Origin of the sequence: Streptomyces sp. NPDC048191, from assembly GCF_040652655.1 — a bacterium.
Lineage (GTDB): Bacteria > Actinomycetota > Actinomycetes > Streptomycetales > Streptomycetaceae > Streptomyces.
On record NZ_JBEZMO010000008.1, the window covers coordinates 160973 to 187663 of the forward strand.

Consider the following 26691-nt stretch of genomic DNA (forward strand, 5'->3'; position numbering starts at 1 on the left):
GGTGGAGGAGAGTGCCGACCGGGAGACGAAGGACCGCTGCTCCCGCCTCCGGTTCCGCGCGAGCGCCGCCCGGCACGGGAGCGGCCCGGCCGGCTGACGCGCGTCAGGCGCCGACGGTCACGCGCTCCTCGGCCGGCTCGGCCGCCGGCTTCGGCACCGCCGGCTTGGGCAGGGCCAGGTACAGCAGGCCCGAGATCACGATCGTGGCGACCCAGCCGAGGCCGTACTCGCCGATGACGTTGTTCTTCGCGAGCGGGCCGGTGAACCAGTCCGAGGTCGTGAACATCAGGCCCGAGACCAGACCGGTCGCCCAGGCGGCCACGGCCGCGGGGGAGAAGCCGCCCTTGTACCAGTAGGCGCTGGTGCGGGTCGTGTCCGTCATGGCCTCGCCGTCGTACTCGGTACGGCGCAGCATGTCCGCGCCGAAGACGCCGACCCACGCGGAGAAGGCGACCGCGAGCAGCGACAGGAAGGCGATGAACGAGCCCATGAAGCTCGTCGCCACCAGCATCAGCACCCCGCCGAAGACCAGCGAGATCACGGCGTTCACGGAGACCGCCCAGTGCCGCGGCACCTTGAAGCCGAGGGTCTGGGCGGTGAAGCCCGCCGAGTACATCGACATCGAGTTGATCAGCAGCATGCCGATCAGCGCGATGAACAGGTACGGCACCGCGATCCACGTCGGCAGGATCTCGCCGAGGAAGGACACCGGGTCGGTGGCCGAGGCCAGGTCCGGCGTGGACACCGCCATCACCGCGCCCATCAGGACCATGGGCAGGACGACGATGCCGGCGCCGCCGACCGCCGTGCCGACGATCGCCTTCGAGGACGCCGTGCGCGGCAGGTAGCGGGTGAAGTCCGGCGCCGTCGGGATCCAGCTGACACCGCCCGCCGCGATCATGCCGACGCCGGTGATCACCGCGGCCGTGGAGCCGCCGCCGTGGTGCAGCACCTTCGACCAGTTCGTGTTCGCCACCAGGTAGACCAGGACCAGCACCGAGAAGACGCCGAAGAAATAGGTGGCGTACTTGTTGCACTTCTGCACGGCGTTGATGCCGAGCCCGGAGATCGCGAAGGTCGCGACGACGAACACCAGCAGCGTCACCATGTCCAGCACGCTGTTGGCCTTGAGGCCGAACAGGATGTCCAGGATGGTGAGCATCGCGTACGCGCCGGTGACGGCGTTGATCGTCTCCCAGCCCCAGCGCGCGACCCAGATCAGCGAGCCGGGCAGCAGGTTGCCCCGCTGGCCGAAGACGGCCCGCGACAGCGCCATGCCGGGCGCGCCGCCCCGCTTGCCGGCGATACCGATCAGACCGACCAGGCCGTACGACACGACCGGCGCCGCCACCGCGACGACGAGCGCCTGCCAGATGTTCAGGTGGTACGCCACGACGAGGCTCGCGCCCATCGTCAGCAGCAGCACGCTGATGTTGGCGCCGACCCAGGTGGGGAACAGCTCACGGGTCTTCGCGGTGCGCTCGTGATCCGGGACCTGTTCGATGCCGCGGGTCTCGAGAGCGCCTTCGGTCTCGACGGTTTTGCTCATGAAAAAGGGGCCAGACGTGGGGGGACGGGGGACGATCGGACTCTACGCGCGTCAACGGAGCCGCCACCATCGTACTTTGCTCCGACTCCTTGCTTTAAGTGGCGTTTGTCTCTCGGAGGAAGCCACAAACGGGCTCCCGCCGTGACCCATGGCTGATACTGGACGCGTTATGGAAACCGTCATCCTTGCTGTAGTCATCGCCGTGGTCGTGCTCGGCGCGCTCGGCGGGCTGATCGTGGGCAGCCGGCGCCGGAAGTCGCTGCCCCCGCCGCCCCCGAAGACGCCCGACATCACCGCGCCCCCGGCCGAGCCGCACGTCGGCGACGAGGCCGAGACGCCGCGCGACGAACCGCGCCGGACGATCGAGGAGGTGGATCTTCCCGGCGGCCCAGCGGTCGTCGTCGAGGAACCCCCCGTTGTCGAGGCTCCCGAGATCGAGATCCCGGAGCCCACCGCCGGGCGGCTGGTCCGCCTGCGCACCCGCCTGTCCCGCTCCCAGAACGCCCTCGGCAAAGGCCTGCTCACGCTGCTCTCGCGCGAGCACCTCGACGACGAGACCTGGGAGGAGATCGAGGACACGCTGCTCACCGCCGACGTCGGCGTGCAGCCCACCCAGGAGCTGGTCGAGAGCCTGCGTGAGCGCGTCAAGGTCCTCGGCACCCGCACCCCCGAGGAGCTGCGTGGCCTGCTGCGCGAGGAGCTGCTCAAGGTCGTCGGCACGGACTTCGACCGCACGGTCAAGACCGAGCCCGCCGACCGCAAGCCCGGCATCGTGATGGTCGTCGGTGTCAACGGCACCGGCAAGACCACCACCACCGGCAAGCTCGCGCGCGTGCTCGTGGCCGACGGCCGCACCGTCGTCCTGGGCGCCGCCGACACCTTCCGCGCCGCCGCCGCCGACCAGCTGCAGACCTGGGGTGAGCGGGTCGGCGCCTACACCGTGCGCGGCCCCGAGGCCGGCGACCCCGCCTCCGTCGCCTTCGACGCGGTCAAGGAAGGCAAGGAGATGGGGGTCGACGTCGTCCTCATCGACACCGCCGGCCGCCTGCACACCAAGACCGGGCTGATGGACGAGCTGGGCAAGGTCAAGCGGGTCGTGGAGAAGCACGCGCCGCTCGACGAGGTGCTGCTCGTCCTGGACGCCACCACCGGCCAGAACGGCCTGGTGCAGGCCCGTGTGTTCGCGGAGGTCGTGGACATCACCGGCATCGTGCTGACCAAGCTGGACGGCACGGCCAAGGGCGGCATCGTCGTCGCGGTCCAGCGCGAGCTGGGCGTGCCGGTCAAGCTGGTCGGCCTCGGCGAGGGCGCGGACGATCTCGCGCCGTTCGAGCCGGAGGCGTTCGTGGACGCGCTCATCGGTGACTGAGCGGTTACCGGAATCAGCAGCTGGCAGAAAGCGCCCGCCCCGAGGGGGCGGGCGCTTCGCCCTGTCCGGCGCGGTTACGCCCGTGCCCGCGAGCGGTGCGCCACGTACGCCAGCGTCCCCAGCAGCAGCCGGGCCGCCGGAGGCCGCGTCGCCGAGTCCAGCGCGGGCGGCCGCAGCCAGCGCACCGGGCCCAGACCGCCCCGGTCGGAGGGCGGTGCGGTGATGTGCGTACCGGGGCCGAGGCCGCGCAGGTCGAGGGCGCAGGGGTCGTCCCAGCCCATGCGGTAGAGCAGGCCGGGGAGCTCGGCGGCGGCGCCGGGCGCGACGAAGAAGTGGGCGCGGCCGTCCGGGGTCGCGGTCACCGGACCGAGGGGGAGTCCCATCCGCTCCAGGCGGGCCAGGGCGCGGCGGCCGGCGGCCTCGGCGACCTCGACGACGTCGAACGCCCGGCCCACGGACAGCATCACCGCGGCGCCGGGGAACTCGGACCAGGCCTTGGTCACCTCGCCCAGCGTGGCCCCGGCCGGTACGCGGGGTGCGAAGTCCAGGGGGTGCGCGCCCGGTGCCGTACAGTCGGCGCGTCCGCAGGAGCAGGCGCCCGCCGCGGCCCGCGCCCCCGGCACCACGTCCCAGCCCCACAGCCCGGTGAACTCGGCGACGGCGGTGCAGTCCGACGAACGGCCGCGCCGGCGCGTGCCGGAGCGCATCTCGCGAATGCCGCCGATCGTGAAGCCCATGCCCCCTCCAACGGGTCCGGCGCGCCGGTGGTTACGACACGGAACGAGACGGAAGCGGAACGTAACGCTACGGCTCCGCCTTCCCGCGCCGGGGCGAGGCCAAGGCGGCGCCCTGAAGCGCACCGGGTGGCGCATCGGGGCATTCGCGCCCCCGAGTGCATCACTCCGCCCACTCCCGACCGTCCTATGTCAAGTGAATCGCGCGCAGGCGTCCGTGAGTTCATTCGAAGGGGTGGCGAATGGTGGCGTTTCAGGGATCCACGTGGCTGAGCGGGTGATCGTAGGATTACTGTGAGTGTGCGAGTCCGGGAGGCATATGCATCCATGGGTTGCCGGAGGCGAGTCGTCAACCCGTTCGAAGGGTGAGAACCGGCGGACGGGAAGCCGTATTTACCGGCATTCTGATAGGGCTTGGCGCACTCGACGACAAGTGGTCTCAGGGATGGGGGCGTTCCAGTGAGCGGCAACGGCAGTAGCGGGACGAACGCTGACAAGCGCCCCAACGAGCTGCTCGGCTCATGGTTCGTGCGCAGCGGCTGGTCCAAGGGCGAGCTCGCTCGCCAGGTGAACCGCCGGGCACGCCAGCTGGGGGCCAACCACATCTCCACCGACACCTCGCGCGTGCGCCGCTGGCTGGACGGGGAGAACCCGCGCGAGCCGATCCCGCGCATCCTCTCGGAGCTGTTCTCCGAGCGCTTCGGCTGTGTGGTCTCCATCGAGGACCTAGGTCTGCGCGCGGCCCGCCAGTCGCCCTCCGCCTCCGGTGTCGACCTGCCCTGGACGGCCCCGCAGACGGTCGCCCTGCTCAGCGAGTTCTCGCGCAGCGACCTGATGCTCGCCCGGCGCGGCTTCCTCGGCACCTCCCTGGCGTTGTCCGCCGGCCCCACCCTGATCGAGCCCATGCAGCGCTGGCTGGTCCCGAGCCCCACCGCCGCGGGCCCCGCCGGGCCCGAGCCCGTCCTCGACTCCCGCAGGCCCGGCCGGCTGTCCAAGCCCGAGCTGGACCTGCTGGAGTCCACCACGCGGATGTTCCGCCAGTGGGACGCCCAGTGCGGCGGCGGCCTGCGCCGCAAGGCGGTCGTCGGCCAGCTGCACGAGGTCACCGACCTGCTCCAGGAACCCCAGCCCGAGGCCACCGCCCGCAAGCTCTTCAAGGTCGCCGCGGAACTCGCCGAACTGGCCGGCTGGATGAGTTACGACGTCGGGCTCCAGCCCACCGCGCAGAAGTACTTCGTCCTCGCCCTGCACGCGGCCAAGGAGGCCGGCGACAAACCGCTGGGTTCGTACATCCTCTCCAGCATGAGCCGCCAGATGATCCACCTCGGCCGGCCCGACGACGCCCTGGAGCTCATCCACCTCGCGCAGTACGGCAGCCGGGACTGCGCGAGCCCGCGCACCCAGTCCATGCTGTATGCGATGGAGGCCCGCGCCTACGCCAACATGGGCCAGCCCGGCAAGACCAAGCGTGCGGTCCGCATGGCCGAGGACACCTTCGCCGAGGCCGACGAGTGGGACGAGCCGGACCCCGACTGGATTCGCTTCTTCTCCGAGGCCGAGCTGTACGGCGAGAACTCCCACTCTTTCCGCGACCTCGCCTATGTCGCCGGACGCAGCCCGGCCTACGCCTCCCTCGCCGATCCGCTCATGCAGCGGGCGGTGGAGCTGTTCGCCAAGGATTCCGAGCACCAGCGGTCGTACGCGCTCAACCTGATCGGCAAGGCCACCGTGCACCTGCTCCAGCGCGAGCCCGAACGGAGCGCGGAGTACGCCTCACAAGCCATGGACATCGCCAAGAAGGTCCGCTCCGAGCGTGTGAACACTCGTATCCGAAAGACGGTCGACTCGGCCGTACGGGACTACGGCGATCTCGCCGCCGTGGTCGACCTGACGGACCAGCTCGCCGTCGACCTGCCGGAGACCGCCGAAGCGGTCTGACCCACCCGGCTCCCACGCCCCGGCCGCGGCCGGTCCTCCCGAACTGCCCGACTCGGCTCCCCCACGCCAGGTCATCCGGAGAGGCCCGCCGCGGCCGGCCTGTGTCTCCGTACGTGTCTCGCGTGCCGCCCGGAGCAGGTTGCGCCACGATAACGATCGGCACGGCCGAGATCCGGCAGTTCATGGACGCGTAACACGCCAGGCGCCTTCGTCACCCCGGCGAAACAACGAGGGGCTTCCACCGAAACCGCGCTGCGCCAGTCTCATGGCGCATAACCGGCCCGCCCCACAACCCGCCGGACCGCTCAGGCACCGCCCGCACGGGGCCGCACCAACCGACGAGGAGACGCCGATGGCACCAGCCATCATGCTTGCGGCGGACGCACCCAAGCTGTCGTCCGCCAACACAGGCTTCATGCTCATTGCTTCCGCCCTGGTGCTGATCATGACGCCGGGCCTCGCCTTCTTCTACGGGGGCATGGTCCGCGTCAAGAGCACCCTGAACATGCTGATGATGAGCTTCATCAGCATGGGCATCGTCACCATTCTGTGGGTGCTCTACGGCTTCTCCCTCGCCTTCGGCACGAACAACAGCCTCATCGGCTGGGACTCGGACTGGTTCGGTCTGCGCAAGATCGGTCTGACCGAGCTCTGGCCCGGCTACACCATCCCGATCTTCGTGTTCATGGTCTTCCAGATGATGTTCGCGATCATCACGCCGGCCCTGATAAGCGGCGCCCTCGCAGACCGCGTCAAGTTCTCGGCCTGGTCGCTCTTCATCGCCCTGTGGCTCACGCTCGTCTACGTTCCCGTCGCCCACTGGGTCTGGGGCGCCGACGGCTGGGCCTACAAGCTCGGCGTGATCGACTTCGCGGGCGGTACGGCGGTCCACATCAACGCGGGTGCGGGGGCGCTCGGTGTCATCCTCGTCATCGGCAAGCGCGTCGGCTTCAAGAAGGACCCGATGCGCCCGCACAGCCTCCCGCTGGTCATGCTCGGCGCCGGTCTGCTGTGGTTCGGCTGGTTCGGCTTCAACGCGGGTTCCTGGCTCGGCAACGACGACGGCGTCGGCGCGCTGATGTTCGTCAACACGCAGGTCGCGACGGCCGCCGCCATGCTGGCCTGGCTCGCCTACGAGAAGATCCGCCACGGCGCGTTCACCACCCTGGGCGCCGCCTCCGGCGCGGTCGCCGGTCTGGTCGCGATCACGCCCTCCGGCGGCGCCGTCTCCCCGCTCGGTGCGATCGCCGTCGGTGCCATCGCCGGTGTCGCCTGCGCCGCGGCCGTGGGCCTGAAGTTCAGGTTCGGCTACGACGACTCGCTCGACGTCGTCGGTGTGCACATGGTCGGCGGCATCATCGGCTCCCTGCTGATCGGCTTCTTCGCCACCGGCAAGGGCCAGTCCGCCGCGACCGGCGTCTTCTACGGCGACCACTCCTTCACCCAGCTGTGGAAGCAGTGCGCCGGTGTCGGCGCGGTGCTCGCCTACTCCCTGGTCGTCTCCGCGGTCCTCGCCTTCCTGCTCGACAAGACGATCGGGATGCGGGTCACCGAGGACGAGGAGATCTCCGGCATCGACCAGGCCGAGCACGCCGAGACCGCATACGACTTCAGCGGCGCCGGCGGCGGCGTCATCGGCTCCGCCGCCCAGGCACCGGCCCTGGCCGCCACGCAGACCAAGAAGGTGGACGCATGAAGCTCATCACGGCCGTCGTCAAGCCGCACCGGCTCGACGAGATCAAGGAGGCCCTTCAGGCGTTCGGCGTCCACGGCCTGACGGTCACCGAGGCCAGCGGTTACGGTCGTCAGCGGGGCCACACCGAGGTCTACCGCGGTGCCGAGTACACCGTCGACCTGGTCCCCAAGATCCGCATCGAGGTCCTGGCCGAGGACGACGACGCCGAGCAGCTGATCGAGGTCGTCGTCAAGGCGGCCCGCACCGGCAAGATCGGTGACGGCAAGGTCTGGTCCCTGCCGGTGGAGACCGCCGTACGGGTCCGCACCGGCGAGCGCGGCCCGGACGCGCTCTGACACGACGGCAGAAGACGGGAGTCGCTGGGTGACGGGAACGGACATGCGTACGGAAGCAGAGGACTCGGGACCCAGCGGCTACGCGGCGGCCCGGCTGCGCCTCCTCACGGAGGGGGCGCGGTCCGGGCCGCCGCGCCGTGCCGCCCTCGCGGAACTGACCGACGACTGGCTCGGCTGGCTGTTCACCGCGGCGGCCGAGGGCGTCCAGGGCGTCTCCCTGGTGGCCGTCGGCGGCTACGGCCGCGGAGAACTGTCCCCGCGCAGCGACCTGGACCTGCTCCTGCTCCACGACGGCAGTGACACCAAGGCCGTCGCCGCCCTGGCCGACCGCCTCTGGTACCCCGTCTGGGACCTCGGCCTCGCCCTCGACCACTCCGTGCGCACCCCGGGAGAGGCCCGCAAGACCGCCGGGGAGGACCTGAAGGTCCAGCTCGGCCTGCTGGACGCCCGCCATCTCGCCGGCGACCTCGGCCTCACCGCCGGCCTGCGGACGGCCGTCCTCGCCGACTGGCGCAACCAGGCCCCCAGGCGCCTGCCCGAACTCCAGGAACTCTGCGCCGAGCGCGCCGAACGCCAGGGCGAGCTGCAGTACCTCCTGGAACCCGACCTCAAGGAGGCCCGCGGCGGCCTCAGGGACGCCACCGCCCTGCGCGCCGTCGCCGCCTCCTGGCTCGCCGACGCACCCCGCGAGGGCCTCGCGGACGCACGCCGGCGCCTGCTCGACGTGCGGGACGCGCTGCACCTGGCGACGGGCCGCGCCACCGACCGGCTCTCGCTGCAGGAGCAGGACCAGGTGGCCGCCGAGCTGGGGCTGCTGGACGCGGACACGCTGCTGCGGCAGGTGTACGAGGCGGCGCGGGTCATCTCGTACGCCAGTGACGTCACCTGGCGCGAGGTGGGGCGCGTGCTGCGCTCGCGCGCCGTCCGGCCTCGTCTGCGCGCCATGCTGGGCGGCGGGAAGCCGGTACCGGAGCGGTCGCCGCTGGCCGAGGGAGTGGTCGAGCAGGACGGCGAGGTGGTGCTGGCCCGCACCGCGCGCCCCGAGCGCGACCCCGTGCTCCCGCTGCGTGCCGCGGCCGCCGCCGCGCAGGCCGGCCTCCCGCTCTCCCTGCACGCGGTACGGCGCATGGCCGCCACCGCGCGCCCCCTGCCCACGCCCTGGCCCGCCGAGGCCCGTGAACAGCTCGTGACGCTGCTCGGCTCCGGCCGCCCGACCGTCGACGTCTGGGAGGCACTGGAGGCCGAGGGCCTGATCAGCCGTCTCCTGCCGGACTGGGAACGGGTCCGCTGCCGCCCCCAGCGCAATGCCGTGCACATCTGGACGGTCGACCGGCACCTGATCGAGACGGCGGTGCGCGCCTCCGAACTCACCCGCCGTGTCGGCCGCCCCGACCTGCTCCTCGTCGCCGCCCTGCTGCACGACATCGGCAAGGGCTGGCCCGGCGACCACTCGGTGGCCGGGGAGATCATCGCCAAGGACGTGGCCGGGCGGATCGGCTTCGACCGCGCCGACGTGGCCGTGCTGTCCCTGCTGGTCCGCCACCACCTGCTGCTCATCGAGACGGCCACCCGCCGCGACCTGGACGACCCGGCCACGGTCCGCTCGGTCGCCGAGGCGGTCGGCAGCCAGAGCACCCTGGAACTGCTGCACGCGCTGACCGAGGCCGACGCCCTCGCCACCGGCCCGGCGGCCTGGTCCTCCTGGCGCGGTTCCCTCGTCGCCGACCTGGTCCGGCGCGTCAGCGCCGTGCTCTCCGGGGACGCCCCCGACGAGCCGGAGCCCGCCGCGCCGACGGCCGAGCAGGAGCGGCTGGCGATCGAGGCGTACCGCACCGGGGCCCCGGTCCTCGCGCTGCGCGCCCAGCCGGAACCGGTCACCGAGGAGGAGCCGTCCCGCGAGCCCCTCGGCGTGGAACTGGTCATCGCCGTACCCGACCAGGCCGCCGTGCTCCCCGCGGTCGCCGGCGTCCTGGCCGTCCACCGCCTCACGGTCCGCACGGCGGAGCTCAGCTCCCTGCGCCTGCCGGACGACGTCGACGACGGCTCCGTCCTGCTGCTCAACTGGCGGGTGGCCGCCGAGTACGGCTCCCTGCCGCAGGCCACCCGGCTGCGTGCCGACCTGGTCCGCGCCCTGGACGGCTCCCTGGACATCGCCGGCCGCCTCGCCGAACGGGACGCGGCCTACCCCCGGCGGCGCGGCTGGGTCGCCCCGCCGCCCCGGGTGACGGTGGCCCCGGCCGCCTCCCGCCACGCCACGGTGATCGAGGTCCGGGCCCAGGACGCCCCGGGTCTGCTGCACCGGATCGGCATGGCCCTGGAGAAGGCGGGCGTACGGGTGCGCAGCATGCACGTGTCGACGCTGGGTTCCAACGCGGTGGACGCCTTCTACGTCACGACGGGCGCGGGGGAGCCGCTGCCCGGAGAGGACGCGGGCTCGCTGGCGCGGGTGCTGGAGGAGACACTGCGGTCGTGACCCGCGATTCCTCCTCGCCCGCTCACCCGAGCGAGTGCGGGAGGACGAAGAGCTTGCGGGGCCAGATACCCTGGAGGGCAGCCCGAACCGACTCCGACTCCGAGGACCGACGCCACCGTGTTCGATACCCTCTCCGACCGCCTCAGCGCGACTTTCAAAAATCTCCGCGGCAAGGGGCGCCTCAGCGAGGCGGACATCGACGCCACGGCGCGTGAGATCCGCATCGCGCTCCTCGAGGCGGACGTGGCCCTGCCGGTCGTCCGCACATTCATCAAGAATGTCAAGGAAAGGGCACTCGGCGCCGAGGTCTCCAAGGCGCTGAACCCGGCCCAGCAGGTCCTGAAGATCGTCAACGACGAGCTCGTGACCATCCTCGGCGGCGAGACCCGGCGCCTGCGCTTCGCCAAGCAGCCGCCCACCGTGATCATGCTGGCGGGTCTGCAGGGTGCCGGTAAGACCACCCTCGCGGGCAAGCTCGGCCGCTGGCTGAAGGAGCAGGGCCACTCGCCGCTGCTGGTCGCCGCCGACCTCCAGCGCCCGAACGCCGTGAACCAGCTGAGCGTCGTCGCCGAGCGCGCCGGCGTCGCGGTGTTCGCCCCCGAGCCGGGCAACGGCGTCGGCGACCCGGTGAAGGTCGCCAAGGACTCCATCGAGTTCGCGAAGGCCAAGGTCCACGACATCGTGATCGTGGACACCGCCGGCCGCCTCGGCATCGACGCCGAGATGATGCAGCAGGCCGCGGACATCCGCGACGCCGTCTCCCCGGACGAGATCCTGTTCGTCGTCGACGCGATGATCGGTCAGGACGCCGTCAACACCGCCGAGGCCTTCCGCGACGGCGTCGGCTTCGACGGCGTGGTGCTCTCCAAGCTCGACGGTGACGCCCGCGGTGGTGCCGCCCTGTCGATCCGGCAGATCACCGGCAAGCCGATCATGTTCGCGTCGAACGGCGAGAAGCTGGACGACTTCGACGCCTTCCACCCGGACCGGATGGCCTCCCGCATCCTCGACATGGGTGACCTGCTCACCCTGATCGAGCAGGCGGAGAAGACCTTCAGCCAGGAAGAGGCCGCCAAGATGGCCTCGAAGCTGGCGTCCAAGAAGGGCCAGGACTTCACCCTGGACGACTTCCTGGCCCAGATGGAGCAGGTCCGGAAGATGGGCAGCATCAGCAAGCTGCTCGGCATGCTCCCGGGCATGGGCCAGATCAAGGACCAGATCCAGAACATCGACGAGCGGGACGTCGACCGCACCGCCGCGATCATCAAGTCGATGACCCCGGGCGAGCGCCAGGACCCGACGATCATCAACGGCTCCCGCCGCGCCCGTATCGCCAGGGGTTCCGGCGTCGAGGTCAGCGCGGTGAAGAACCTCGTCGAGCGGTTCTTCGAGGCCCGCAAGATGATGTCCCGCATGGCCCAGGGCGGCGGCATGCCGGGCATGCCCGGGATCCCGGGCATGGGCGGCGGCCCCGGCCGGCAGAAGAAGCAGCAGAAGAAGGCCAAGGGCAAGCAGCGCTCCGGCAACCCGATGAAGCGCAAGCAGCAGGAGCTGGAGGAGGCCCAGCGCCGCGAGGCCGCCGCCCAGGGCGGGAACGCCTTCGGGCTGCCGCAGCAGGGCGGCCAGGACTTCGAGCTGCCGGACGAGTTCAAGAAGTTCATGGGCTGAGTCCCGCTCGTACGTCCCTGAGGGCGCCCCCCGGCCGAGGGGGGCGCCCTCAGCGCATGCCGACGTCCGCCATATGCCTTAACGTCCAGATATGAGCGATGCGGCGCCGCCACGCAAGACTCCGGATCAGCCGTGGCGCACCGAAGGCACCCCCGACGAGTCGCCCCGGCGGCCCGGCGGAGGACGCATCCGCGGCGGAAAGTGGTGGGGGCTGCTGGTCACCGCCGTGATCGTCTTCCTGCTGGCCTACGCGGGACTGAACTATCTCGGCCAGGGCAACCAGCCGACGATCTCGTACACGGAGTTCAGCAGGCAGGTCACCGCCGGCAACGTCGCCAAGATCTACTCCAAGGGTGACGCGATCCAGGGCCAGCTCAGGACCGCGCGGGCCAACCCCGAGGGCGGCGGCTCGTACATCCGGTTCAAGACACAGCGCCCCGCCTTCGCGGACGACCGGCTCTGGCAGAACCTGAGCAGCCACGGGGTCACGGTGACCGCGCGGCCGGTCGTGCAGGAGCGCAGCCTCCTGTCCAACGTGCTGATCTCCCTGATCCCGATCGCGGTCCTGGCCGTGGTGTGGATCTTCTTCGCGCGGCGGATCGGCGGGGTGCTGCCCGGCGCGGGTGGCCTGTTCGGCCGCCGGGCGCCGCCCAAGCCGGTCGGGCTGCGGCCGGACACCGAGCGCACGACCTTCGCGGACGTGGCCGGCATCGACGAGGTCAAGGGCGAACTGGACGACGTCGTCGACTTCCTGGAGCACCCCGACGTCTACCGCCGGATGGGGGCGAAGCTGCCCCGCGGTGTGCTGCTCGCCGGTCCGCCCGGCACCGGCAAGACCCTGCTCGCCCGCGCGGTCGCGGGCGAGGCCGGCGTACCGTTCTTCTCCGCCTCGGCGTCCGAGTTCATCGAGATGATCGTCGGTGTCGGCGCCTCCCGCGTCCGCGAACTGTTCGCCGAGGCCCGGAAGGTCGCGCCGTCGATCATCTTCATCGACGAGATCGACACCATCGGCCGGGCGCGCGCCGGCGGCGCCTCGATGAGCGGGCACGACGAGCGCGAGCAGACCCTGAACCAGATCCTCACCGAGATGGACGGCTTCACCGGCTCGGAGGGCGTGATCGTCATCGCCGCGACGAACCGGGCGGACATCCTGGATCCGGCCCTCACCCGCCCCGGGCGCTTCGACCGGGTGGTCAACGTCGCCCCGCCGGACCGCGGCGGCCGTGAGGCCATTCTGCGGATCCACACCCGGGAGATCCCGCTCGCGTCCGACGCCGACCTGGCCCAGCTGGCCCGCGTCACCCCGGGCATGACGGGCGCGGACCTGGCCAACCTCGCCAACGAGGCCGCTCTGCTCGCGGTCAAGCGCAAGCAGGAGCAGGTGACCGGCGCGGACCTGTCCGAGGCGCTGGAAAAGGTCCAGCTGGGTGCCGAGCGCACCCTCGTGATGCCCGAGGAGGACCGCCGGCGCACCGCGTACCACGAGAGCGGCCACGCCCTCCTGGGCATGCTGCAGCCCGGCGCCGACCCGGTCCGCAAGATCACCATCGTGCCGCGCGGCCGGGCGCTCGGGGTGACGATGTCCACGCCCGAGGTGGAGCGCTACGCCCACTCGGAGGACTACCTGCGCGGTCGCATCATCGGCGCCCTGGGCGGGATGGCGGCGGAGGACGTCGTCTACGGAGTGGTCACCACGGGCGCGGAGAACGACCTCGAACAGGTCACCAACATCGCGCGCGGGATGGTGGCCCGCTGGGGCATGAGCGAGCGGGTCGGCCGCCTGTCCGCCCTGCCGAGCGATGCCCAGCAGGCCTACGGCCTCTCCGCCGCCCCGCAGACCCTGGACGTCATCGACACCGAGATGCGGCGGATCGTGGACGACTGCTACGAGGAGGCGTGCCGCAAACTCCGCGACCACCGCGGCCAGTTGGACGCCCTCGCCCAGGCGCTGCTGGCCAACGAGACGCTGGAGGAGGCGGACGCGTACCGGATCGCCGGGATCACGCGCCTGACCAAGGAGGACGGCTCCTAGGGCACGCGCGCGACCAGATACCGGAAGACGTTCGGCATCCACACGGTCCCGTCCGGGCGCCGGTGCGGATGCAGGGCCTCCGTCAGCTCCTTGTCGACCTGCTTGGCGTCCGTCGCCGCGATCGCCGCGTCGAACAGCCCGGTCGACAGCAGCCCCCGTACGGCGCTGTCGGCGTCGGCGTACCCGAACGGGCAGGCCACCCGCCCCGAGCCGTCCGGTTTCAGCCCGGCCCGCTGGGCGACCTCCTCCAGGTCGTCCCGCCGGGCGGGCCGCCAGCTGCGCGCGCTGCGCAGGGGATCGGCCAGTCTGGTCGCCACCCGCAGCACGGAGGCGGTGGCGCAGCGCTCCGGCGGACCCCAGCCGGCCAGTACCACGGCGGCCCCGCGCCCGGCCCGCGGCAGCGCCGTTGCCAGCAGCCCGCCGAGCCCCTCGGAGTCGCCCGCGAGGCAGCCGATCGGCTCGAAGACGGTCAGCAGGGTGTACCCGCTGGTGTCCGCGCCGACCGCGTCACGGGCCGAGCCGTCGACGGGCCGGGGCCCGCCGTCGACGTGCGGCGCGACCGCACACGCCTGTGGGCCGCTTCTTCCGCCACGCGCGACCGGGGTGCCCTCGCCCGCGTGGTGCGGGGCGGTTGCCGGCAGGCGTTCGCGGGCGAGGGCGAGCCGTTCGGGGGACGAGTCGTCGACCCCGGTGACCGTCGCCCCCCTGCCGGCCGCCAGCAGTAACGCCAGCCCCGAGCCGCAGCGCAGGCCCAGCAGCCGGGTGGCGGGACCCACTTCGAGTCGTTCGTAGACGGCTTCGTAGAGCGGCACCAGCATCCGCTCCTGGATCTCGGACCAGTCACGCGCGCGTGCGCTCCGGTCCACGCGGGGTGTGGAGTCCGCGTGAGACACGTGCTGCCGCACGAGCGTAGGTGTCATAGGTAAGCGCCCCAATCAGCCGACAGTTCGCCGCTGTGCCCGGTTGCGTGGCCCCCGTGCGGTGCGCGCGCACTTCCCACGTATGCCAGGTAACTCCCGGCTCGCGGCCCCGTCCAGTGGTCGTGGGGCTCTGCTTGGGGTCCGGAAGCGAGTGTGGCGAGATTTCACGTCCTGGTAATCCGGGCGGCCGTACCGTGTCCCTTTCCGTGGAACCGGCCGGTGCCGGGGGCCGGACAGCGCGCGGTAACGTCACGCCCGTCACGGACGCTGACCAAGATGAGACGTCGTGACGAGAGCGGCCGAAACGTCTCTTGCGCAATCGCCGACCACACCCGCACCGGGGTCTACAGGAGCGGTCGTACGGCGGACTACGCACCGGCTTGGTATGAGCTGTGAAGCTTCTCCGCAGATCAGCGCACCCGCCCTCGTCCGGACGCATCAGCGGCAACTGACGGGTACGTGCAAATTATTTGGGATGACCCGGAATAGGAACACATTCGAGCTCCCGCTCGTTGTCATTACGTGAGCACGACACAGACACCACCTGTTCTCGCCGCGGAGCTGGCGCAGGCGTGGGCCGACATTCAGCGGTACCACCCCGAGCTGCCGGACCTCGCCGCGCCAGAGTCCCTGATCGGAGAGTCGTCGTCCGCGTGCGGTCACGAACTCTCCTTCGAGCGACTGCTCCATGAGGCAGTCCACGGCATCGCCGCCGCCCGCGGAATCCGCGACACCTCCCGCGCCGGCCGGTACCACAACCGACGTTTCCTCGCGATCGCCGAGGAACTGGGCCTCGACCACCCGGAGGAACCGCACCCGAGCAGCGGCTTCTCCCTGGTCACCCTCAACCCGGAGGCCAGGCGGCGCTACCGCCCGACCATCGAGCGACTCCAGCGCGCCCTGAAGGCCCACACGGCGGCCACCTCCTCGGACACCTCCCGTACCTTCCGCGGCCCCGCCGCGCGGCACGGCTCCTCCGGCGGCGGTGTTCGCGTCAAGGCGGTCTGCGACTGCGGCCGCAACGTCCGGGTGGTCCCCTCGGTCCTGGCCCAGGCCCCCATCGTCTGCGGCGGCTGCGGCAAGCCGTTCAGAATCCCGGAGGTCGCGGCGGCGTAGTCGAGGCCGCGTACGGACCGGCATCTCGTGGGTGCCGGTAGTGGCCGGCAACCGCACAGCACCGGGCGGCGCACCCGACGTGACCTCACCTCCACGCCGGGTGCCGCTGAAGCATGCCCGGGCCCGGGTCACCCACCCGCGGCCAAGAGCGACCCGCCGGGTATGGCACAATGGCTAGCTGTACTCGACAGCCGCACAGGACCCCTCTCTCCTCCGGCTGACGCGTCCGTCGGGCACTCGGGTACCGCAACCCCACGCGGCAGCTCGCCGTGCCCAACCACGTCAAATCCAGGAGAACCCACTCCCGTGGCAGTCAAGATCAAGCTGAAGCGTCTGGGCAAGATCCGTTCGCCTCACTACCGCATCGTCGTCGCCGACTCCCGTACCCGCCGTGACGGCCGGGCCATCGAGGAGATCGGCAAGTACCACCCGACCTACAACCCGTCGGTCATCGAGGTGGACGCCGAGCGTGTGGCGTACTGGCTGGGTGTCGGCGCGCAGCCGACCGAGCCGGTTCTCGCCATCCTGAAGAAGACCGGCGACTGGCAGAAGTTCAAGGGCGAGCCGGCTCCCGCGCCGCTGCTCGTCGCCGAGCCGAAGCCGGCCCGTCCGTCGTTCGAGGCTCTCGGCGGTGACGACGAGGGCAAGGGTGAGGCCATCACCCAGAAGAAGAAGGCTGAGAAGAAGGACGAGGCCGCTGCCGAGTCCGAGTCGACCGAGGCCTGAGCAGCATGCTCGAAGAGGCGCTTGAGCACCTCGTGAAGGGCATCGTCGACAACCCTGACGATGTGCAGGTCGCCTCGCGCAACCTGCGCCGCGGGCGCGTGCTCGAGGTCCGGGTCCACCCGGACGACCTCGGCAAGGTGATCGGCCGCAACGGCCGCACCGCGCGCGCCCTGCGCACCGTCGTGGGCGCCATCGGCGGTCGCGGTGTCCGCGTCGACCTCGTCGACGTGGACCACGTCCGCTGACGCTTCATCGCAACCGGCTCGGGCCGGGGAGGGCCACTGGGCCGTCCCCGGCCCGCAGTCGTATGACAGGAGATTTGGACAGGTGCAGCTGGTAGTCGCACGGATCGGCCGTGCCCATGGCATCAAGGGCGAGGTCACCGTCGAGGTACGTACCGACGAGCCGGAACTCAGGCTCGCGCCCGGCGCCGTACTCGCCACGGAGCCCGCCTCCACGGGGCCGCTGACCATCGAGACGGGGCGTGTCCACAGCGGCCGCCTCCTCCTGCGCTTCGAGGGCGTCACCGACCGCACGGCGGCCGAGGCCCTGCGCAACACCCTCCTGATCGCCGAGATCGACCCGGAGGAACTGCCCGAGGGCGAGGACGAGTACTACGACCACCAGCTCATCGACCTCGACGTGGTCACCGAGGACGGCACGGAGGTCGGCCGGATCACGGAGATCTCGCACCTGCCCTCGCAGGACCTGTTCATCGTGGAGCGCCCCGACGGGACCGAGGTGCTCATCCCGTTCGTGGAGGAGATCGTCACCGAGATCGACCTGGAGGAGCAGAAGGCGGTCATCGCCCCTCCGCCGGGCCTGATCGACGACCGCGCCGAGATCGCGTCCTCGAGGGAAGACAGCGAATGAGGCTCGACGTCGTCACGATCTTCCCCGAGTACCTGGAACCCCTGAACGTCTCCCTGGTCGGCAAGGCACGCGCGCGTGGGCAGCTGAACGTCCACGTGCACGACCTGCGCGCATGGACCTACGACCGGCACAACACCGTCGACGACACGCCGTACGGCGGCGGCCCCGGCATGGTCATGAAGACCGACCCCTGGGGCGACGCCCTGGACACGGTCCTCGCCGACGGCTACGAGACGGGTGCCCGGCGCCCCGCGCTGATCGTCCCCACGCCCAGCGGCCGCCCCTTCACCCAGGAACTCGCCGTAGAACTCTCCGAGCGCCCCTGGCTGATCTTCACCCCGGCCCGCTACGAGGGCATCGACCGGCGCGTCATGGACGAGTACGCCACGCGCGTGCCCGTCTACGAGGTCTCCATCGGCGACTACGTCCTCGCCGGCGGCGAGGCCGCCGTCCTGGTCGTCACGGAGGCCGTCGCCCGGCTGCTGCCCGGCGTCCTCGGCAACGCCGAGTCCCACCGGGACGACTCCTTCGCGCCCGGCGCCATGGCCAATCTCCTGGAAGGCCCCGTCTACACCAAGCCGCCCGTCTGGCGTGGCCGGGACATCCCGGACGTGCTGCTCAGCGGCCACCACGGCAGGATCGCCCGCTGGCGCCGCGACGAGGCCCTCAGGCGTACGACCGCCAACCGGCCCGACCTGATCGAGCACTGCGACCCCAAGGCCTTCGACAAGAAGGACCGCGAGATGCTTTCCATCCTGGGCTGGGAACCGGACCCGGAAGGCCACCCGTACGGCCGATTTTGGCGGCGGGCCGGGGGCATGGAAGAATAGACCGCTGTTGTGCGCCCGTCCGGCGTGCGCCCCTGCCGCAGGGGGACACGACGCCCGCCCCGACCCGCACACGGCTTCGTGCAAACACCTAGTTTCCGTTGATGACCTGTGGCATCAGCGAAGAAAGCAGACGAAATGTCTCACCTGCTCGACACCGTCGACGCCGCGTCGCTGCGCAGCGACATCCCGGCCTTCCGCCCGGGTGACACCGTCAACGTCCACGTCCGCGTCATCGAGGGCAACCGCTCCCGTGTGCAGCAGTTCAAGGGCGTTGTGATCCGGCGCCAGGGCTCCGGCGTCCGCGAGACCTTCACGGTCCGCAAGGTCTCGTTCTCCGTCGGCGTCGAGCGCACCTTCCCGGTGCACACCCCGATCGTCGAGAAGATCGAGCTCGTCACCCGCGGTGACGTGCGCCGCGCCAAGCTGTACTACCTCCGTGAGCTGCGCGGCAAGGCCGCGAAGATCAAGGAGAAGCGCGAGAACTGAGCGCTTCCCCGGTGTCACGGCCCGCATGAGGGTCACAGCGGAGCCGGATAACATCTGGCTCCGATGGACACCGAAGCACAGCCGACGCAACGCGACCGTTCCTCCCACCCGGATTCACCGGGGCCGGAGGAACGGTCGCGTTTCGCGTTGCTGGAGCGGGTCGCCGACTGGCTGCCGGGCGGCCGGATCACCCTCACGCTCTTCGTCTGCCTGGTGTTTTTGCTGGTCCTCAACACTTTCGTGGTGCAACCGTTCCAGATTCCGAGCGGATCCATGGAACAGGGCTTGAGGATCGGGGACCGCGTTCTCGTAAATAAGTTGGCGTACCGTTTCGGTGCCCAGCCGCGGCGCGGCGACGTCGTCGTGTTCGACGGCACCGGGTACTTCGGCGACGCGGACTACGTCAAACGCGTGGTCGGGGTGGGGGGAGACCATGTCGTGTGCTGCGACAAGAAGGGGAGAATCGGGGTGAACGGCCGAGCGGTCGACGAGTCGGCGTACCTCTATCCGGGGGACAGCGCCTCCAGCGTGCCCTTCGACATCGTCGTGCCCGCCGGGCGCCTGTTCGTCCTCGGCGACCACCGCAGCGACTCCAGCGACTCCAGGGACCACCTCGGCTCGCCCGGCGGCGGCATGATCCCGGTCGGTGACGTCATCGGCCGCGCCGACTGGATCGTGTGGCCCTACGGCCACTGGACGCACCTGACGCGGCCCGCCGCGTACGCGCGCGTACCGGTGCCGGGCGGTGCCCATGGGTAACCGCGGCAAACCGCGCGGGGTGCCCAGCGACCCCGCCGACAACCTGCTGCCCACCGGATCCCGGCGGACCTCCGCCGCGCCCGGCGGCGGCCGTACGCGCGCGGAGCGGCGGAAGCTCCAGCGCAAGGTCAAGCGCAAGCGCCGGCGCTCAGCCGTTCGGGAGATCCCTCTCCTGGTCGGCGTGGCCGTCCTGATAGCGCTGGTCCTGAAGACCTTCCTCGTCCAGGCGTTCGTGATCCCGTCCGGCTCGATGGAGCAGACGATCCGGATCGGCGACCGCGTCCTGGTCGACAAGCTCACCCCGTGGTTCGGCTCCCAGCCGCAGCGCGGTGACGTCGTCGTCTTCCACGACCCGGGCGGCTGGCTGGCCGACGAGCAGACGGTCAAGAAGCACGATCCGGTCGTCGTCAAGCAGCTCAAGGAAGGCCTCACCTTCATCGGCCTGCTGCCCTCGGACAACGAGAAGGACCTGATCAAGCGGGTCATCGGGGTCGGCGGCGATCATGTCAAGTGCTGTGACGCGCAGGGCCGGGTCACCGTCAACGGCGTACCGCTGACCGAAGGCGACTACCTCTATCCGGGGAACGCGCCCTCCGCCCAGCCCTTCGACATCACCGTGCCCAAGGGCCGGCTGTGGGTGATGGGCGACCACCGGGACGACTCCGCCGACTCCCGCGCCCACCAGAACACCCCGTACGGCGGTACGGTCGCCGAGAGTTCCGTCGTCGGCCGGGCCGTGGTCATCGGCTGGCCGATCGGCCACTGGACACGGCTGAACGAACCTAAAACCTTCGCAAGCGTCGCCGACTCCGCGTCAGGTGCGACTGCCGGTCCCCCGCTGTCGCATAGGGTTGCCTCCGGGAATCCGAACGGAATGACCCCGCTCCCGACCCCTGCGGAACTCCCGCTCGTTATGGGAGTAGTGGGCCTGCGCCGAATGTGGCGCAGGCGGCGGCACAGAGTAAGGAGTTGGCGTGGGGGATGTGGCGGTTGGCGCACGGTCGGGGCACGACGGCGAGGAGCACCGCGGGCACCCCGTGGAAGCGAACGCCCCCGTGCCGGACGGAGCCATGACCTCAGACAATGACGCGGCGGGCGGCCAGGGCGCGCCGGACGAGGAGCAGGGGTCCCCGGCCGGGGACGCGGGTTCGGGCGAGGCCAGCGGCCACCCGAAGAAGCCACGCTCCTTCTGGAAGGAGCTGCCGATCCTCATCGTGATCGCGCTGGTCCTGGCGCTGCTGATCAAGACGTTCCTGGTGCAGGCGTTCTCGATCCCGTCCGCCTCGATGCAGAACACCCTCCAGGTGGGTGACCGCGTCCTGGTCGACAAGCTCACCCCGTGGTTCGGCTCCGAGCCCGAGCGGGGCGAGGTGGTCGTCTTCCACGACCCGGACAACTGGCTGGCGGGCGAGCCGACGCCGACCCCGAACGCCGTGCAGCAGGTCCTCAGCTGGATCGGCCTGATGCCGTCCGCGAACGAGAAGGACCTCATCAAGCGCGTGATCGGCGTCGGCGGCGACACGGTCCAGTGCAAGGGCACCGGCCCGCTGCTGGTCAACGGCAAGCCCCTGAACGAGGAATCGTACGTGTACGCCGGCAACACCCCGTGCACCGATGACGACCTCGGCGGCCAGTTCAAGGTGACGGTCCCCAAGGGCTACATCTGGGTGATGGGCGACCACCGCCAGAACTCCCGCGACTCGCGCTACAACCAGAACGACAAGAACCACGGCATGGTCCCCGTCGACAAGGTCGTCGGCCGCGCGATCGTCAAGGCCTGGCCGATCAACCACTGGGGCACCCTGCCGGTCCCGGACACCTTCGACCAGCCCGGCATCAACGAGCAGTCCCCGGCGTCCACCGCCCTCTCGGTGGCCCCGCAGGGCGCGGCGGTCGCGGCGGTGCTGCCGGTGGCGGTGTGGCGCCGCCGGCGTGCGAACCGGCTGGAGTCCAAGGCCGAGCAGAAGACGTCCGCGGGCAGCCGGTGACCGTCGGGGGCCCGGCGGCTCCCCGACGGGTGGACGGCGGACCGCCCGCGCATCCCCTGGGGCGATGCGCGGGCGGTCCCGCTTTTCCCGGGCCGGCTCGTGCGCGTGGCGGACGGCTCCGCGGGCCGCTGGGCGGCCTGCGGGACCGACCCGGCGGAGGCGATCCGGAACCTTTGGGTCCGACGCCTGTGGTGCCTTCGCCCCCGGTCGCGAAACAGGGGCTGCCCCTGCCCGGTACTGCCGGGTAGGGTGCGGGTCCATGGGTGGCGAGAGCACGACGCGTACGGCCCCGCACAGCGGCGGGACAGGCACGGCACAGCCCGGCGGCAGCCGGCTCGGACAACGGTTGTCCGGGGTGGCCGTGGCCCTGGGTCTGGTGCTGTTCCTCGGCGGATTCGCCTGGGCGGCCGTGTCCTACCGGCCGTACACCGTGCCGACCAGCTCCATGACGCCCACGATCGACGCCGGTGACCGGGTGCTGGCGCAGAAGGTCGACGGCGGCGAGGTGCGCCGCGGTGACGTCGTCGTGTTCGCGGACAAGTCCTGGGTCACCAACGCCAAGGTGGTCAAGCGCGTGGTCGCGGTGGGCGGCGACACCGTCTCCTGCTGCACGAACGGCAAGCTGACCGTCAACGGCAAGCAGATCGACGAACCCTATCTGCCCAAGGGCAGCCTGGCCGAGATCAAGGGCTTCCCGACGGTGACCGTCCCCAAGGGCCGGCTGTTCCTCCTCGGCGACGAGCGCCAGGGTTCCCTGGACTCCACGGCCCACCTCACCGACGCCGCGAAGGGCACGGTGTCCCGCGGCGCCGTGACCGCCCGGGTGGACGCCGTGATCTGGCCCTGGAAGGGCTCGCTCGCGCGCCCCACCGGCTTCCAGGCCCTCGGCACCCTCTCCCGGCCCGGCCCGCTGCCCACGATCGAGCTGCTGGTCGTCGCCGGTGCCGTCCTGGTGCTGGCGGGCGGCGCCTACGGCCCGATCGCGAGCCGCCTGGGCCGGTCCCGGGCCCGTACGGCCCGCGCGGAGGCGGCCGGTGTCCGCTGAGCCCGCGCGGACCGGCGAGGAGTCGTACGGGAGCGGACTGCGCAAGGTGGCCCGGGTGGTCCTCCTGGACCCGCGGGACCGCATCCTGCTCCTGCACGGCCACGAGCCGGACGATCCGGCCGACGACTGGTGGTTCACCCCCGGCGGCGGTCTGGAGGGCGCGGAGACGCGCGAGGAGGCCGCGCTGAGGGAACTCGCGGAGGAGACCGGCATCACCGACGTCGAACTGGGCCCGGTGCTGTGGCGGCGCATGTGCTCCTTCCCGTTCGCGGGCCGCCGCTGGGACCAGGACGAGTGGTACTACCTGGCCCGTACGACGCAGACGGCCACCGCGGCGCAGGGGCTGACGGAACTGGAGCGGCGCAGTGTCGCCGGAGCGCGTTGGTGGACGTGTCAGGAACTGACCCGGGCACATGAGACGGTGTATCCGACCAGACTCGCCGAGCTGCTGCGCACGCTGCTCGACGAAGGTCCCCCGGCCGGTCCTGTGACCCTGGACGCGGAAATCGTCTGAGGGCCCGTCGGACTGGCGCACAATGGTGGGATCGCACGGCTGAAGGGGAACATGCCATGAGCGCCGAGGACCTCGAGAAGTACGAGACCGAGATGGAGCTGAAGCTCTACCGGGAGTACCGAGATGTCGTCGGTCTGTTCAAATACGTGATCGAGACAGAGCGGCGCTTCTACCTCACCAATGACTACGAGATGCAGGTGCACTCGGTCCAGGGCGAGGTGTTCTTCGAGGTCTCCATGGCCGACGCCTGGGTCTGGGACATGTACCGGCCGGCCCGCTTCGTGAAACAGGTCCGGGTCCTCACGTTCAAGGACGTGAACATCGAGGAGCTGAACAAGAGCGACCTGGAGCTTCCGAGCGGGTGACGGGGTTTTCCACAACCGCCGAGTAGTACACCAAGATCAACAACTTGGGCGGGGATGCGTGACGGTTGGCGCCGGAGGTGGTGCCGACATGAACGCACGAGAGGCACTCGGCAGGTACGGCGAGGAACTGGCCGCCCGGCGGCTCGCCGAGGCCGGAATGACGATCCTGGAGCGCAACTGGCGCTGCGGACGGTCCGGCGAGATCGACATCGTCGCCCGGGACGGGGACGCGCTCGTCGTCTGCGAGGTGAAGACCCGCAGGGGCGGCGGTTACGAACACCCGATGGCCGCGGTGTCCCCCGAGAAGGCGGCCAGACTGCGCGCCCTGGCCGAACACTGGATCCAGGGCCACGGAGGGGCACCGCCGGGCGGCGTCCGTATCGACCTGATCGGCGTCCTGCTGCCCCACCGCGGCGCCCCGTCCGTGGAGCACGCGCGGGGGGTGGCCTGAATGGGCTTCGCCCGCACGTGCTCGGTGGCCCTGGTCGGCGTGGAGGGCGTCGTCGTGGAGGTCCAGGCCGACCTGGAACCCGGCGTCGCGGCCTTCACCCTGGTCGGCCTCCCGGACAAGAGCCTGACGGAGAGCAGGGACCGGGTCCGGGCGGCGGTGGTGAACTCGGGCGGTGAGTGGCCGCAGAAGAAGCTCACCGTCGGACTGAGCCCGGCGTCGGTGCCCAAGGCCGGCTCCGGCTTCGACCTCGCGGTCGCCTGCGCGGTGCTCGGCGCCGCCGAACGGATCGATCCCCGCGTCCTCGCGGACATCGTCATGATCGGGGAGCTGGGCCTGGACGGACGCGTCCGACCGGTCCGTGGCATCCTTCCGGCCGTCCTGGCCGCGGCCGACGCCGGCTACGAGCAAGTGGTCGTACCCGAGTGCGCCGCCGCCGAGGCCTCGCTGGTCCCCGGTGTCTCCGTGCTCGGGGTCCGCAGCCTGCGGCAGCTCGTCGCGGTGCTGACCGAGGAGCCCGTCCCCGAGGAGGAACCGGACGAGCAAGGCCGCCCGGACCCCCTCCTGGCCGGCCTGCGCGTGCCGGGCACGAGCGCGGCCACCGGCATGCACAGCCTGGGCGCCGCACAGCACGAACACGAGCACGACCTGGCGGACGTCGTGGGCCAGACCTCGGCCCGTACGGCCGTGGAGGTGGCCGCCGCCGGTGGACACCACCTATTCCTCGAAGGACCGCCCGGCGCGGGCAAGACCATGCTCGCCGAGCGGCTGCCCGCCGTCCTGCCCCTGCTCACCAGGGAGGAATCACTGGAGGTCACCGCGGTGCACTCGGTGGCCGGACTGCTGCCGCCGGGCAAACCGCTCATCGACGTCGCCCCCTACTGCGCCCCGCACCACTCGGCCACGATGCAGTCGCTCGTCGGCGGAGGCCCCGGCATCGCCCGGCCCGGCGCGGTCTCCCTCGCGCACCGGGGCGTGCTGTTCCTCGACGAGGCTCCCGAGTTCCACAGCCAGACCCTGGACGCCCTGCGCCAGCCGCTGGAGTCGGGGCACGTCGTGATCGCGCGCAGCGCGGGCGTCCTCCGGTTCCCGGCACGCTTCCTGATGGTGCTGGCGGCCAACCCCTGTCCCTGCGGACGCTTCTCGCAGCGCGACTCCCTGTGCGAATGCCCGCCGTCGGCGATCCGCCGCTACCAGTCCCGGCTCTCCGGGCCCCTGCTGGACCGGGTGGACCTGCGCGTCGAGGTCGATCCGGTCACCAGGGCCCAGCTCACCGAGCCCGACGCCCGCGGTGAGTCCACGGCGACCGTGGCCGAGCGGGTCCGGCAGGCCCGCGAGCGAACGGCGGCCCGCCTCGCCGGAACCCCCTGGCGCTCCAACAGCGAAGTCCCCGGGCGGGAACTGCGCAGCCGCTACCACCCCATGGCCGGCGCGATGGAAGAGGCCGAACGCAACCTCGAACGGGGCGTGCTCACCGCGCGCGGGATCGACCGGGTCCTGCGCGTCGCCTGGACCGTCGCCGACCTCGTCGGGCACGACCGCCCCGACGCGACCGACGTGGCCCTGGCCCTGCAGCTGCGCACCGGAGTCCCCCGAGGGGTGCCGATGGCCATCGGGGCGCTGACGTGACCACGGGTGAGGGCCGCGGAGAAGAGCTGCTCGGACGCGTCTTCCTCGGGCGGGTGATCGAGCCGGGGGACGAAGTCGGCGGGCGGTGGGTTCGGGAGTTCGGGGTGGGGGAGGTGGTGCGGCGGTTGAGAGAGGGGGCGGCGGCGCTGCCCGGGGTGAGCGGGGTGCGGTGGGGCGGGCTCGTCGCACGGGCGCGGCGGGCCGAGCCGGAGCGGGATCTCGCGACGGCCCGAGCGGCCGGGGCGCGGTTCGTCGCGCCCGGGGACGCCGAGTGGCCGGGACAGCTCGACGACCTCGGGGACACGCGGCCCCTGGGGCTGTGGGTGCGCGGGCGTCCCAGTCTGCGGATGTGGGCGCTCAGATCGGTGGCCGTGGTGGGCGCGCGTGCCTGCACCGAGTACGGCACCCATGTGGCCGCCACCCTCGCCGGAGGCCTCGCCGAGCGGGGCTGGGTGGTGGTGTCGGGCGGCGCCTACGGCATCGACGGCGCCGCCCACAGAGGTGCCCTCGCCGCGCGCGGCGCCACCGTCGCCGTCCTGGCCTGCGGCGTCGACCGGCCCTACCCGCGCGGCCACGCCGCCCTGATCAGCAGGATCGCGGAACAGGGACTGGTCGTCGGCGAGTTGCCTCCGGGCGACCATCCGACGCCCAGCCGCTTCATCCTCCGCAACCGCGTCATCGCCGCGCTGACCAGGGGGACCGTCGTCGTGGAGGCAGCCTGCCGCAGCGGCTCGCTGGCCACCGCGCGGGCCGCGGGGCGCCTCGGACGGTTCACCATGGGCGTTCCCGGCCCCGTCACCAGCGGCCTCTCCGCCGGCGTGCACGAACTGCTGCGCGCAGAGACGGCGACCCTGGTCACCGATGCCGCGGAAGTCGTCGAACTGGTGGGTGACATGGGTGAGCTGGCGCCGGCCCGCCGGGGCCCCGTCCTGCCGCGTGACCTGCTGGAACCCGAGGCACGGGCCGTCCTCGACGCGCTGCCCGGACACCGCGCGGCCACCGTCGAGGAGATCGCGCGCGGCACGCCGACCACCCGGGACGAGGCGATCGCGAAACTGTACGAACTCCGAGCACTTGGTTACGTCGAACGACACGGCGATGGCTGGAAGTTGACACGCCAGGCCATGATGTCGGTCCGCACCGGTCACGGTCCGTGCTGACCGAGCCTGTTCGGCCGTCCGGGGGAATGCCCGACGCC

At 71.4% G+C, this 26691-nt stretch carries 25 protein-coding genes; 22 read left to right on the forward strand and 3 right to left on the reverse strand.

The annotated features are described in order from the left end of the window. Positions 1-103: 103 nt before the first annotated feature. Positions 104-1549: a cytosine permease gene (locus AB0D93_RS16220; RefSeq protein ID WP_362119552.1), complete on the reverse strand. Its 1446-nt coding sequence runs from the start codon at positions 1547-1549 to the stop codon at positions 104-106. A gap of 169 nt (positions 1550-1718) precedes the next feature. Between AB0D93_RS16220 and ftsY the strand changes: the two genes are divergently transcribed. Beyond that, positions 1719-2918 (forward strand): signal recognition particle-docking protein FtsY, encoded by a 1200-nt coding sequence (gene ftsY / locus AB0D93_RS16225; RefSeq protein WP_362119555.1) that lies wholly within the window; start codon positions 1719-1721, stop codon positions 2916-2918. 74 nt (positions 2919-2992) lie between these two features. Here the strand turns inward: ftsY and AB0D93_RS16230 are convergent, their stop codons facing one another. Beyond that, positions 2993-3655: a bifunctional DNA primase/polymerase gene (locus AB0D93_RS16230; protein WP_362119558.1), complete on the reverse strand. Its 663-nt coding sequence runs from the start codon at positions 3653-3655 to the stop codon at positions 2993-2995. 456 nt (positions 3656-4111) lie between these two features. Between AB0D93_RS16230 and AB0D93_RS16235 the strand changes: the two genes are divergently transcribed. From AB0D93_RS16235 to ftsH, 6 genes are all read left to right on the forward strand, one after another. Beyond that, on the forward strand, positions 4112-5590 hold the full coding sequence (locus tag AB0D93_RS16235; protein WP_362119561.1) for a hypothetical protein: 1479 nt from the start codon (positions 4112-4114) through the stop codon (positions 5588-5590). A 352-nt stretch (positions 5591-5942) separates the two neighbouring features. Then, positions 5943-7286 (forward strand): ammonium transporter, encoded by a 1344-nt coding sequence (locus AB0D93_RS16240; RefSeq protein ID WP_362119564.1) that lies wholly within the window; start codon positions 5943-5945, stop codon positions 7284-7286. Then, positions 7283-7621: a P-II family nitrogen regulator gene (locus tag AB0D93_RS16245; protein WP_039656487.1), complete on the forward strand. Its 339-nt coding sequence runs from the start codon at positions 7283-7285 to the stop codon at positions 7619-7621. The genes AB0D93_RS16240 and AB0D93_RS16245 overlap by 4 nt, the downstream gene beginning before the upstream one ends. A gap of 28 nt (positions 7622-7649) precedes the next feature. After that, the gene (locus AB0D93_RS16250) at positions 7650-10094 is read left to right on the forward strand and encodes a [protein-PII] uridylyltransferase (RefSeq protein ID WP_362119569.1); all 2445 of its coding nucleotides are present in this window, start codon (positions 7650-7652) and stop codon (positions 10092-10094) included. Positions 10095-10211: 117 nt separating this feature from the next. Continuing rightward, positions 10212-11762 carry a signal recognition particle protein gene (gene ffh / locus AB0D93_RS16255; RefSeq protein ID WP_362119572.1) on the forward strand — a complete coding sequence of 517 codons (1551 nt, stop codon included), beginning with the start codon at positions 10212-10214 and terminating at the stop codon, positions 11760-11762. A gap of 91 nt (positions 11763-11853) precedes the next feature. Next, positions 11854-13794, forward strand: coding sequence for an ATP-dependent zinc metalloprotease FtsH (ftsH, locus tag AB0D93_RS16260; RefSeq protein WP_362119575.1), 1941 nt, complete (start codon positions 11854-11856; stop codon positions 13792-13794). Here ftsH and AB0D93_RS16265 read toward each other — a convergent pair. Beyond that, positions 13791-14714: an SAM-dependent methyltransferase gene (locus tag AB0D93_RS16265; RefSeq protein ID WP_362119578.1), complete on the reverse strand. Its 924-nt coding sequence runs from the start codon at positions 14712-14714 to the stop codon at positions 13791-13793. The genes ftsH and AB0D93_RS16265 overlap by 4 nt on opposite strands. A gap of 522 nt (positions 14715-15236) precedes the next feature. Between AB0D93_RS16265 and AB0D93_RS16270 the strand changes: the two genes are divergently transcribed. The 15 genes from AB0D93_RS16270 to dprA all read left to right on the forward strand — a co-directional run bounded on the left by AB0D93_RS16270 (position 15237) and on the right by dprA (position 26653). Then, the gene (locus tag AB0D93_RS16270; RefSeq protein WP_362119581.1) at positions 15237-15830 is read left to right on the forward strand and encodes a hypothetical protein; all 594 of its coding nucleotides are present in this window, start codon (positions 15237-15239) and stop codon (positions 15828-15830) included. A 306-nt stretch (positions 15831-16136) separates the two neighbouring features. After that, on the forward strand, positions 16137-16556 hold the full coding sequence (gene rpsP, locus AB0D93_RS16275) for a 30S ribosomal protein S16 (RefSeq protein ID WP_030785131.1): 420 nt from the start codon (positions 16137-16139) through the stop codon (positions 16554-16556). 5 nt (positions 16557-16561) lie between these two features. After that, positions 16562-16801 (forward strand): RNA-binding protein, encoded by a 240-nt coding sequence (locus AB0D93_RS16280; protein ID WP_003973401.1) that lies wholly within the window; start codon positions 16562-16564, stop codon positions 16799-16801. Between the two features lie 82 nt (positions 16802-16883). Continuing rightward, on the forward strand, positions 16884-17429 hold the full coding sequence (rimM, locus tag AB0D93_RS16285; RefSeq protein WP_362119586.1) for a ribosome maturation factor RimM: 546 nt from the start codon (positions 16884-16886) through the stop codon (positions 17427-17429). Beyond that, positions 17426-18259: a tRNA (guanosine(37)-N1)-methyltransferase TrmD gene (gene trmD, locus AB0D93_RS16290; protein ID WP_362119589.1), complete on the forward strand. Its 834-nt coding sequence runs from the start codon at positions 17426-17428 to the stop codon at positions 18257-18259. The genes rimM and trmD overlap by 4 nt, the downstream gene beginning before the upstream one ends. A 135-nt stretch (positions 18260-18394) precedes the next feature. Beyond that, a complete protein-coding gene (rplS, locus tag AB0D93_RS16295; protein ID WP_362119592.1) occupies positions 18395-18745 on the forward strand; it encodes a 50S ribosomal protein L19 in 351 nt (116 codons plus the stop codon). Positions 18746-18808: 63 nt separating this feature from the next. Beyond that, positions 18809-19504 (forward strand): signal peptidase I, encoded by a 696-nt coding sequence (lepB, locus tag AB0D93_RS16300; protein ID WP_362119595.1) that lies wholly within the window; start codon positions 18809-18811, stop codon positions 19502-19504. After that, the gene (gene lepB, locus AB0D93_RS16305; RefSeq protein WP_362119885.1) at positions 19497-20591 is read left to right on the forward strand and encodes a signal peptidase I; all 1095 of its coding nucleotides are present in this window, start codon (positions 19497-19499) and stop codon (positions 20589-20591) included. The genes lepB (AB0D93_RS16300) and lepB (AB0D93_RS16305) overlap by 8 nt, the downstream gene beginning before the upstream one ends. Further along, complete coding sequence (gene lepB / locus AB0D93_RS16310) at positions 20479-21492, forward strand: signal peptidase I (protein WP_362119598.1); 1014 nt, start codon at positions 20479-20481, stop codon at positions 21490-21492. Before lepB (AB0D93_RS16305) ends, lepB (AB0D93_RS16310) begins: the two co-directional genes overlap by 113 nt. 259 nt (positions 21493-21751) lie before the next feature. Beyond that, entirely contained in the window at positions 21752-22537 is a 786-nt protein-coding gene (lepB, locus tag AB0D93_RS16315) for a signal peptidase I (protein ID WP_362119601.1), read from the forward strand. Then, positions 22527-23051 carry an NUDIX hydrolase gene (locus tag AB0D93_RS16320; RefSeq protein ID WP_362119604.1) on the forward strand — a complete coding sequence of 175 codons (525 nt, stop codon included), beginning with the start codon at positions 22527-22529 and terminating at the stop codon, positions 23049-23051. Before lepB (AB0D93_RS16315) ends, AB0D93_RS16320 begins: the two co-directional genes overlap by 11 nt. A gap of 56 nt (positions 23052-23107) precedes the next feature. Further along, a complete protein-coding gene (locus AB0D93_RS16325; protein ID WP_003993268.1) occupies positions 23108-23416 on the forward strand; it encodes a DUF2469 domain-containing protein in 309 nt (102 codons plus the stop codon). Between the two features lie 88 nt (positions 23417-23504). Further along, the gene (locus AB0D93_RS16330; RefSeq protein ID WP_362119609.1) at positions 23505-23867 is read left to right on the forward strand and encodes a YraN family protein; all 363 of its coding nucleotides are present in this window, start codon (positions 23505-23507) and stop codon (positions 23865-23867) included. Further along, positions 23868-25493, forward strand: a complete 1626-nt coding sequence (locus AB0D93_RS16335; RefSeq protein WP_362119612.1) for a YifB family Mg chelatase-like AAA ATPase — start codon at positions 23868-23870, stop codon at positions 25491-25493. Then, the gene (dprA, locus tag AB0D93_RS16340; RefSeq protein ID WP_362119615.1) at positions 25490-26653 is read left to right on the forward strand and encodes a DNA-processing protein DprA; all 1164 of its coding nucleotides are present in this window, start codon (positions 25490-25492) and stop codon (positions 26651-26653) included. The genes AB0D93_RS16335 and dprA overlap by 4 nt, the downstream gene beginning before the upstream one ends. Positions 26654-26691: the final 38 nt, after the last annotated feature.